Consider the following 4,492-nt stretch of genomic DNA (forward strand, 5'->3'; position numbering starts at 1 on the left):
GGCCGGAGCAGGCCAGCCTCACGCTCGAGCTCGGCAAGCTCAGCGTCGGCGAACAGGTGTGGCGGCCCGCGGCTGTGCGGCTGTCGTATGATCCGCATCGGCTCGCGCTCGACCGTTTGAAGCTCGGCACCAGCGCCGGATTGCTGCTGGAAGGCGACGGCGCCCTCGATCGTGACAACGCCGCCGGACGATTGGGCCTCACAGCGCGGGCGCCATCGCCGGGGCCGATCGCGGCGGCGATCGATCCGTTCGCGCCGGCCGTTGCGGCCCGGCGGAAGGCATTGCCTACCGAGGCCGGCGAGACGCGCGCCAAGCTCACGGTTTCGACCGAGAAAGCTGGGACGGCGAGCGACCATGTCGAGGCCAGCGGCTCGCTCGAACTGACCGCGCCACAGCTCAGCGGCCGTTTGACCGTGAAGGCGAGCCCGCCCGCTGCCGATCTGCGCAAGCTTGATCTCGATGCGCTGGGCCGAAGCGAGCTCAAGCTCGACGGCGAGTTGTCGGCACCGCGCGGCGAGGCGCTGATGACGTTGCTCGGGCTCGACCGCGTGATCGCCGCGGGGGATGGCGCGGCGACGCTGCAAGCTTCTGGCACCGGCAAATGGCGCGGCGCGCTGCGCGGCAAAGCCAAGCTGACCGCGGCGCGACTCGACGCCGAGGCAAGCGGCGAGATCGAGCCGTTCGCGGCCGAGACCAAGGCGGCGCTGTCGCTGAACGCGCGCAAGCTCGACCTGGCGCCGCTGCTCGATCTGCCGGCGTCCGCCACGAGCGATGCGCCGCTGTCGCTGGCGACGCAACTGACGGTCGCCGGCAGCAAATGGAGCTTCAAGGACATCGATGCCGGCATTGCCGGCTCGCGGCTGCGCGGCCGGCTGGTGCTGACCCGCGGCGAGACGGCCGAACTCGACGGCGAAGCCGGGATCGACACGCTGCCGCTCGGACCGGCACTGCAGCTCTCGCTCGGTGCCGCCGGACGCCCCGCCGACGAGCCGCTCGGGCAGGGCTGGCTGCGCGGCTGGCGGGGCAAGATTGCGTTTCAGGCGGTGCGGGCCGAGCTGCCGGGCGGCAGCGAGCTGCAGCCGCTGCGCGGGGTGATCCGCAGCGACGGGCGGTCGCTGATGCTGGACAGCAGCGGCAAGCTCGGTGGCGGTGACGCCAAAGCGGTGCTAACCGCCAAACCGGTCGACGCCGGGGTGGCGCTCGATGCACAGCTCAGCTTGAAGGATGCCGACGCCGCGGCGCTGCGCGATGGCGCGCTCGCGCTGCCGCCAGGGAAGCTGTCGCTGCAAGCCACGCTGGCGAGCAGCGGCCGCAGCGCTTCGGCGCTCACCGGCGCGCTGTCCGGCGGCGGCACCGTGATGCTGTCGCAGGCGGCGATCTCAGGGCTTGATCCGAGCGCCTTCGTGGTCGCGATCCGCGCCGCCGATCAGGGCCAGCCGGTCGATGCCGACCATCTGGCCAAGCTGGTCGAGCCCGCGCTGAGGGCCGGGCCGCTGAAAGTCGACAGCGCGCAGTTTCCGATCAGTGTCAGCGACGGCCGCTTCAAGTTGGTGCCGACCACGCTGCAGGCCAAGGACGCCCGCGCGGTGGTGTCGGGCGGCTACGACGTAGCGGCGGGGCAGGCCGATCTGCGGGTCGCGCTGATTCAGGCCGAGCCGGCCCAGGAGTTGCCGCCGGAGATTCGAATCTTCGCAGCCGGGCCGCCGGACCGGATGGAGTGGTCTGTCGATCTGTCGGGATTGTCGTCGTGGCTGTCGATCCGCCGGATCGATCGCGAGACCCGCAAGCTGCAGATGCTCGAACAGGGCGGCAAACCAGCCGCTGCGGCCGATCCGCCGGCACCGACTCAGTCCCCAGCCAAGGCCGATCGCGCTCCGGCGCAGACCTCAAGCCTGCCGCCGCCAGCCGGACCGGCTAAGCCCGACTCCGTGCCGGCCACGACTCGCGCGCCATCGGGCAATCCTCAAGCCGTGCCGAAAACCGTGCCCGAGGCTGCACCACAGCCGGCCGCTCCGGGCATCGGGCAGGGCGCTGCGATCAGCCCGGCACCGCCGGTCACGCCGCCATTGCCGGACGCCGATCCGCGCCGCGTGACACCGAAGCCGCGCGCTCAGCCGCAACAACCGTCGCAGCCTCAGCCGCAAACGTCATCTCAGCCGCAAGCATCGACCGCTGCGCCTTCGACATCGCGCGAAAAGCTCGCGCCACTGCCGCCGCCTTTGGAGATCAAACCTGCACCAGGAGACGCGCGCCCGTCACGGCCACGTCCGCCCCTGATGTTGTCGCCCCCGAATGCGAGGGCGACCGACTGATCAGCGCACCGATCGAACGATCAGTGCGCTGTCAGCGAGCTCTCGGTCTTGGTATCTGCCACTGCCTGCTGCTGCGCCTGCAAGGCGCGGCTGCGGAAGTAGTCGAGCACGAACAGCCGGATCGCCGAGGACAGGTTACCCTGCTGACGATTGCTGTCGATCTCTCCGACGAGCTCGGACAAAGTCATGTCCCGCACGCTGGAGATTTCCTTCATGCCGTTCCAGAACGCTTCTTCGAGGCTGACACTGGTCTTGTGGCCCGCGACCACGATCGACCGTTTCACCACCGGCGATTTCATGACGCGTCCTCGCCACCGATTATGTGTTGATCGAGCAGTTGATTGGCGCGGCTGACATGATGTTGGTCGAGCGCACGCTGCGATTTGGTCCTGCCAAATCGTGCGCGATTGGCATCTGCGAGTTTAGCGGCTGCTTCCCGCTCGGCTCGCTTCTTGAAGCGTTTCAAATTGACCACGTCGGTCATAACGTCACCCATCATCGATTAAATCGGCAACGGGCGTCGCCAGCCAGGCGGGCACGAATGCACGAAGCCATTAGAGGCTCGATCACCATCAAGAACAAAACCATATCGCTGCTTGGATGTGGTTCAACACTTATTCCGTAAATCGAATAAGGCCGCCGAACCACACCGCCGCAAGTGCAAGTTGACCAATCTGGGCGCGCAAGGGATATGATTTACATCAATTTCCGAAAGGGCATTTTTACGACTCTCGGGGCATCCCGCGAGGCTAGCCCGGATGCGTCATTTTGTCCGGTCGCACCAGCCGGTCAAAATCGACCGCACTGATCAGCCCAGAGCGCACCGCTTCCTCCTTCAAGGTCGTACCACGCTGGTGAGCTGCCTTGGCGATCTTGGCGGCGTTGTCGTAGCCGATGGTCGGCGCCAGCGCCGTCACCAGCATCAGTGAGCGCTGCATCAGTTCGCCAATCCGCTGCTCATCGGCGCGGATGCCGTCGACGCAGTTGGTGGTGAACGAACGCGCCGCGTCCGCCAGCAGCCCGATCGACTGCAGCATCGCCTGCGCCATCACCGGCTTGTAGACGTTGAGTTCGAAGTGGCCCTGGCTGCCGGCGACGGTCAGCGTGGTCTGATTGCCGAACACCTGACAGCACACCATGGTCATCGCCTCGCACTGCGTCGGGTTGACCTTGCCGGGCATGATCGACGAGCCGGGCTCGTTCTCGGGCAGGATCAGTTCGCCGAGGCCGGAGCGCGGGCCGGAGCCGAGCAGGCGGATGTCATTGGCGATCTTGAACAGCGCAGTGGCGGCGGCGTTGATCGCGCCGTGCACGAACACGTAGGCGTCGTTGCCGGCGAGCGCTTCGAATTTGTTCGGCGCCGTGACGAACGGCAGCTTGGTAATCGCGGCGGCCCGCTTGGCGAACGCCTTGGCGAATTTCGGATGGGTGTTCAGCCCGGTGCCGACGGCGGTGCCGCCCTGCGCCAGCGGATACAGCTCCTTCAGCGCCGATTTGATCCGGGCGATGCTGCTGGCGAGCTGCGCCGCGTAGCCCGAGAACTCCTGTCCCAGCGTCAGCGGGGTGGCGTCCTGGGTATGAGTCCGCCCGATCTTGACGATCTTGGCGAACGCCTTCTCCTTCTTGCGCAGCGCGTCGTGCAACAGCGTCAGCGCCGGGATCAGGTCCGAAGTAATCGCCTGCGCAGCGGCGATATGCATGGCGGTCGGGAACGAGTCGTTCGACGACTGGCTCATGTTGACGTGATCGTTGGGATGCACCGGCTTCTTCGAACCGCGCTCGCCGCCGAGCAGTTCGTTGGCACGGTTGGCGATCACCTCGTTGAGGTTCATATTGGTCTGGGTGCCGGAGCCGGTCTGCCACACCACCAGCGGGAAGTGATCGTCATGGGTGCCGTCGATCACTTCGCGTGCGGCGCGGACGATCGCGCCGGCGCGGCGGTTGTCGAGCAGGCCGAGTTCTTTGTTGGTCTCGGCCGCCGCCAGCTTGACGATCGCCAATCCTCGGATGATGCCGATCGGCATCCGCTCGGTGCCGATGCGGAAGTTCTGCCGCGAACGCTCGGTCTGCGCGCCCCAGTAACGATCGGCGGCGACATCGATCGGACCGAAGCTGTCGGTCTCGCTTCGGGTCGCAGCAGAACGCGCGGGGCGGGGGGAGCGGGGCGTGCGGGCCATGAT

4 protein-coding genes are annotated in these 4,492 nt (G+C 67.2%); 1 reads left to right on the forward strand and 3 read right to left on the reverse strand.

From position 1 onward, the window contains the following. A partial coding sequence (locus DYI24_RS21885) for an AsmA family protein (protein ID WP_164573829.1) occupies positions 1–2,312 on the forward strand: 2,312 nt, incomplete at its 5' end. Positions 2,313–2,332: 20 nt separating this feature from the next. On the opposite strand, the gene DYI24_RS21890 is transcribed toward DYI24_RS21885, so the two are convergent. The 3 genes from DYI24_RS21890 to fumC all read right to left on the reverse strand — a co-directional run bounded on the left by DYI24_RS21890 (position 2,333) and on the right by fumC (position 4,489). Next, a complete protein-coding gene (locus tag DYI24_RS21890) occupies positions 2,333–2,611 on the reverse strand; it encodes a ribbon-helix-helix domain-containing protein (RefSeq protein ID WP_011159041.1) in 279 nt (92 codons plus the stop codon). After that, positions 2,608–2,796: a DUF4169 family protein gene (locus DYI24_RS21895; RefSeq protein ID WP_107346670.1), complete on the reverse strand. Its 189-nt coding sequence runs from the start codon at positions 2,794–2,796 to the stop codon at positions 2,608–2,610. The genes DYI24_RS21890 and DYI24_RS21895 overlap by 4 nt, the downstream gene beginning before the upstream one ends. Positions 2,797–3,061: 265 nt before the next feature. Further along, complete coding sequence (gene fumC, locus DYI24_RS21900) at positions 3,062–4,489, reverse strand: class II fumarate hydratase (RefSeq protein WP_164573830.1); 1,428 nt, start codon at positions 4,487–4,489, stop codon at positions 3,062–3,064. Between the last annotated feature and the right edge of the window lie 3 nt (positions 4,490–4,492).

The organism is Rhodopseudomonas sp. BR0C11 (assembly GCF_010820945.1).
GTDB lineage: Bacteria > Pseudomonadota > Alphaproteobacteria > Rhizobiales > Xanthobacteraceae > Rhodopseudomonas > Rhodopseudomonas palustris_H.

What these genes read in the sequence shown, in the direction of transcription:
- DYI24_RS21890 (WP_011159041.1), bottom strand. Translation starts at nt 2,611, where the DNA reads ATGAAATCGCCGGTGGTGAAACGGTCGATCGTGGTCGCGGGCCACAAG.
- DYI24_RS21895 (WP_107346670.1), bottom strand. Translation starts at nt 2,796, where the DNA reads ATGACCGACGTGGTCAATTTGAAACGCTTCAAGAAGCGAGCCGAGCGG.
- fumC (WP_164573830.1), bottom strand. Translation starts at nt 4,489, where the DNA reads ATGGCCCGCACGCCCCGCTCCCCCCGCCCCGCGCGTTCTGCTGCGACC.